At 74.3% G+C, this 4,578-nt stretch carries 4 protein-coding genes and 1 pseudogene; 4 read left to right on the top strand and 1 reads right to left on the bottom strand.

All coding sequences use genetic code 11. From position 1 onward, the window contains the following. Positions 1-224: 224 nt before the first annotated feature. From Q7T67_RS16710 to purB, 4 genes and pseudogenes are all read left to right on the top strand, one after another. Entirely contained in the window at positions 225-980 is a 756-nt protein-coding gene (locus Q7T67_RS16710) for a glycerophosphodiester phosphodiesterase (protein WP_304792248.1), read from the top strand. Positions 981-1,370: 390 nt separating this feature from the next. Next, a pseudogene (locus Q7T67_RS21265) lies at positions 1,371-1,511 on the top strand (type IV toxin-antitoxin system AbiEi family antitoxin domain-containing protein); the annotation flags it as partial. 51 nt (positions 1,512-1,562) lie between these two features. After that, positions 1,563-2,312 (top strand): hypothetical protein, encoded by a 750-nt coding sequence (locus Q7T67_RS16705; protein ID WP_304792245.1) that lies wholly within the window; start codon positions 1,563-1,565, stop codon positions 2,310-2,312. Between the two features lie 200 nt (positions 2,313-2,512). Next, a complete protein-coding gene (gene purB / locus Q7T67_RS16700) occupies positions 2,513-3,793 on the top strand; it encodes an adenylosuccinate lyase (RefSeq protein WP_304792241.1) in 1,281 nt (426 codons plus the stop codon). Between the two features lie 197 nt (positions 3,794-3,990). Here the strand turns inward: purB and Q7T67_RS16695 are convergent, their stop codons facing one another. Next, the gene (locus Q7T67_RS16695) at positions 3,991-4,437 is read right to left on the bottom strand and encodes a PPC domain-containing DNA-binding protein (RefSeq protein ID WP_304792238.1); all 447 of its coding nucleotides are present in this window, start codon (positions 4,435-4,437) and stop codon (positions 3,991-3,993) included. Positions 4,438-4,578 lie beyond the last annotated feature (141 nt).

The raw sequence follows: 4,578 nt of genomic DNA, 5'->3' as shown, positions 1-4,578 counted from the left end.
GGCCGGGCGCGCGGTCGGCGGGCGACGGCGGTCGGCGGTCGGCGGGCGACGGTGGCGACGGTCGGCGGTCGGCGGGCGACGGGCGGCCGGGCGTGCGGACGGCACCGACGTCGGCCGACCTCGGTCCGCCCCGAAGTCCCTGCGTGCGGGGCGTTCACAGCCACGCCACCGGGTGGTCACGCGGCGGTGACATCCGCGGCGCTCCGTGGGCGCAGGCTGGGTGCATGGTCGGACTCCCGCCGCTCTACGCCCATCGCTTCGGGCGCGACAAGGGCCCGGACTCGTCCCGCCGGGCGCTGAAGCGGACGCTGGCGGGCCCGGTCGACGGTCTGGAGACCGACGTCTGCCTGACCGCCGACGGCCGTGTCGCCGTCATCCACGATCCCTGGCTCTCGCTCGGGACGACCGCCAGGGGATGGGCGCACGAGACCGACTGGGAGACCATCGGCGCCTCGTTCCTGCGCGATCGGCACGGCGTCCGGACGGCCCAGCAGCCGATGGTGCTCGAGGACCTGTGGGACGAGATCCCCAACGGCCTGCCGCTGCAGCTCGAGGTCAAGGCCCACGGCGACCCCGACCTGGCGGCCCGCACCGCCGAGGCCGTCTGCGACGCGCTGCAGGAGCGGCCGGAGCGCCACGGCGTCGAGGTCATCTCCTTCCACCGCGTCGCGTGCGAGGTCGCGGCGGCGCGCGGCGAGGACGCCCGCCTCGTCGTCTGGTCCGACATGCCGGTCGACGCCCTGCTGGACTGGGCGATCGGCCACGGCGTCGGCGGCGTCTGCGTCGAGCCCCAGCTCCTGCACGCCCGCCTCGTCGAGGACCTCCGCCTCGGGGGCCTGAGCGTCACGAGCGGCACGATCAACGAGCTGGAGATCGCCCGCCGGGTCACCGGCCTCGGCGTCGACGCGATCACGACGGACCGTCCGGGCCTCCTGCGCTCGGCGGACGTCGCGGCGCGCGCGGAGGCGCTGGCGGGCTGAGGGCGGGGTGGGGCGGGCGGGCGTCGCGGTCGCCGCGTGGTGCGGTGCCGTCCGACGCAGCGATGTGCTGCCCGGCGGCACGAACCTGCGTCGCAGGTGGTGCGGCGTCGACTGACGCAGCGATGTGCCGCCCACCGGCACGAACCTGCGTCGCACGCGGCGCGGTGCCGGCCGACGCAGCGGAGTGCTGCCCGACCGCACGAACCTGCGTCGCACGCGGCGCGGTCCCGGCCGACGCAGCGGAGTGCCGCCCGACGACACGAACCTGCGTCGCACGCGGCGCCAGGCCTCGAGTCGTGCGCCGGTGGCGAACTGTTCCGCGCCGATCCCGGCATTCCATCGGCACGCTCCGGCTGACACACGCATGGGATCGATCGGGACGATCGGCGGGTGGACGACCTTCGACTCGCCCACTTCGCCCGCGCGCAGGGAGGAGTGGTCACGGCGGCGCAGCTCTTGGAGTGCGGACTGACGCGGTCAGGGATCCGGCACCGGGTGGTGACGGGCCGGCTCTTCCCTGTCCGGCGGAAGGCATACACCCTCAGTCCGCACCGGGACGACGGGACGGCGAGGTGGGCGGCGGTGCTCGCGACGGATCCGCAGGTCGCGGCGCTCAGTCACTGGTCGGCAGCCCATCTTCACGGCATGACGACGGTGCGGCGCTCCGAAGTGCACGTCACGGTCCCGGGATCCGGCGGTCGTGCGGCGTCCGGGCTGGTCATCCATACGCCGCGACACCTGCCGCCTGACGACGTCGGCCTGATCGACGGACTCCGCGCCACGACTCCGGCGCGGACGGTGCTGGACGTCGCGACCGATGCAGGTGACCGCGTCGTGGAGCGGCTCATCCGCGAGGGCGAGTTCCTCGGTCTCCTCCGGGAGGGCGCGATGCTGCGGGCCGTCACCGCGCATCCGAGACACCCGGGCGCCGCTCGGGTCCGGAGGGTCGATCCGGGCACCGTGGAGGCGGCTCTTCGTCAGACCCCCCTCGAGGACGAGCTCGACGCACTCGTCCGGACGCTCCCCCTTCCACCGGCGGAGCGCCAGCTGGAGGTGCGAGGCCTGTCGGGAACGTTGTACCGCCTCGATCTCGGGTGGTCGGGTTTCGGCCTCGGCGCGGAGGCCGACGGTCGGTCGGCGCACGAACGCGCGTCGTCACTGGAGTCCGACCGCTTTCGCGACAACGATCTCGCCGGCGTCGGATGGGCCGTACTGCGATTCACGCGCCGGCAGCTGATCGGGCGCAGGACGGATTCGGGCAGGCAGCTCCTCGCGACCGCGGTAGCGCGCGGGTGGCTCGCGAAGCAGCCGACGACGCCTCGGCAGAGGTGAGTCGGCGCCGAGTCACGGTCGCGGGTGACGGGTCCCGCAGGATGCGCCGCCACGCGGACCGACGCAGCGATGTGCCGCCCGACGGCACGACCCTGCGTCACGCGCCGCGCCACGCCGACCGACGCAGCAACGTGCCGCCCGACGGCACGACCCTGCGTCGCACCGCACCCCCGCCGACCGATCCGCGAGAATCGGCCGCGATGATCCCGCGCTACACCCGCCCCGAGATCGGTGCCGTCTGGACCGACGACGCGAAGTTCGAGTCGTGGCGGGAGGTCGAGGTCGCCGCGTGCGAGGAGATGGACGGGCCGACCGAGGACGACCTCGCCGCGATCCGCAAGGCGACGTTCACCGCGCAGGCGGTCCACGACCGCGAGAAGATCACCGATCACGACGTCGCCGCGTTCGTCGACGTGCTGTCCGCCGACGCGGGCCCCGGCGGCCGCTGGATCCACTACGGGCTGACGTCGTCCGACGTGCTCGACACCGCCCTGGCGCTGCAGATCCGCAAGGCCGGCGAGATCCTGGTCGCGGGAGCGCACGAGGTCGCGCAGACGCTGGCCGCCAAGGCGCGCGAGCACGTCCACACCGTCTGCGTCGGGCGCACCCACGGCGTGCACGCGGAGCCGACGACGTTCGGCATCAAGCTCGCCGGCTTCGCGTTCGAGGCCGACCGCAACGCCAGGCGCCTCGAGGCCGCGTTCGCGCAGGTCGCCGTCGGCGCGCTGTCCGGCGCGGTCGGCACGTACGCCGCGACGTCACCCGAGTTCGAGGCGCGCGTCCTCGCCCGGCTGGGCCTCCAGGCCGAGCAGATGTCGACGCAGGTCATCCCGCGCGACCGCCACGCCGAGCTGCTGCAGGCGATCAGCCTCGCGGGCGCGGGCCTCGAGCGCCTGGCCACCGAGATCCGCCACCTGCAGCGGACCGAGGTGCGCGAGGCCGAGGAGCCGTTCAAGAAGGGCCAGAAGGGCTCGTCCGCGATGCCCCACAAGCGCAACCCGATCACGACCGAGCGCATCACCGGTCTCGCCCGCGTTCTGCGCGGCTACGCCCAGGCGGGCGTCGAGAACGTCGCCCTGTGGCACGAGCGCGACATCAGCCACTCCGGCGCCGAGCGCGTGATCCTGCCCGACGCGACGATCGCGCTGGACTACATGCAGTCCCTCGCCACCCGGGTCGTCTCGGGCCTCGTCGTCCACGAGGACCGGATGCTCGAGAACCTGGAGCTGACCTCGGGCGCCCTGTTCTCGCAGCGCCTGCTGCTCGCGCTGATCGAGACGAACGGCCTCGTCCGGGACGAGGCCTACCGCACGGCGCAGGAGCTGGCCCAGCGCGCCTGGGACACCCGCACCCCGCTGAAGGAGCTCGCCTCGGCGGACGAGCGCTGCGCCGGCCTCGACCTCGACGTCGTCTTCGATCCGAGCTTCCACACGCGCTACGCCGACGAGATCGTCGGGCGTCTGGCGACCGTCGGGCTGTAGAAGCCGGGTGGCCGGGTGGCCGGCCGGTCCGCCGGCGCAGGCCGCGTCCACATGGGCCCGCGGCCCTCTCCCGTCCGACAGTCCCGGCATCAGCGTCTGACGCGGCTCTCCCCCCGTCCGAGAGCCCCGGGTCGATCAGCGCCTGACGTGGCTCACGCCCGTCCGACTGCCCCGCATCGATCAGCGCCTGACGTGGCTCACGCCCCGTCCGACAGCCCCGGGTCGATCAGCGCCTGACGCGACTCCGGGTCGATCCGCTTGCGCAGGTGGGCGGGGGAGAGGTCGAGGACCAGCTCGACCGTCGGCCGGACGTGGCCCTCGAGCAGGTGGCCGCCGTGCGCGGTCCCGTCGGCCTTGCCCAGGACGACGTGGGCGTGGACGACCGGCTCGTCGTCCTGCAGCGCCACGTCGCCGGTGAGCGACAGCACCTCGGTCTGCTCGTCGATCGGGATGGGGCGGTAGTCCTTGCGCTCCCAGTCCAGCCACCCGACGACGGCGGTCGAGAAGCCACCCACCGCGGTGAACCGGGCGGCCGTGATGGCGTGCTCGCGGACGTGGGCGGTCATGGCGGCGACCACCTCGTCGCCGGTCTCGAAGACCAGCAGCAGGGTCGATCCGTCCTCGGTCAGCCGGGTCGCGCGCATGGGGATCACGGTGCCCCGGCCCCGGTCGGACCAAACGACCGGGGCCCGGTCGCAGCTGCGCGGGATCGCTCGACGCACCGACCTGTTCGAGCCGCGCCGCCCGCGCCCGCCCGCCCGGCCGCCCGCCCGCCCGCCCGCCCG

It is taken from the genome of Patulibacter sp., from assembly GCF_030655195.1.
Taxonomy (GTDB): Bacteria; Actinomycetota; Thermoleophilia; order Solirubrobacterales; family Solirubrobacteraceae; genus Patulibacter.
This window is presented reverse-complemented; position numbering and strand designations above follow the sequence as displayed.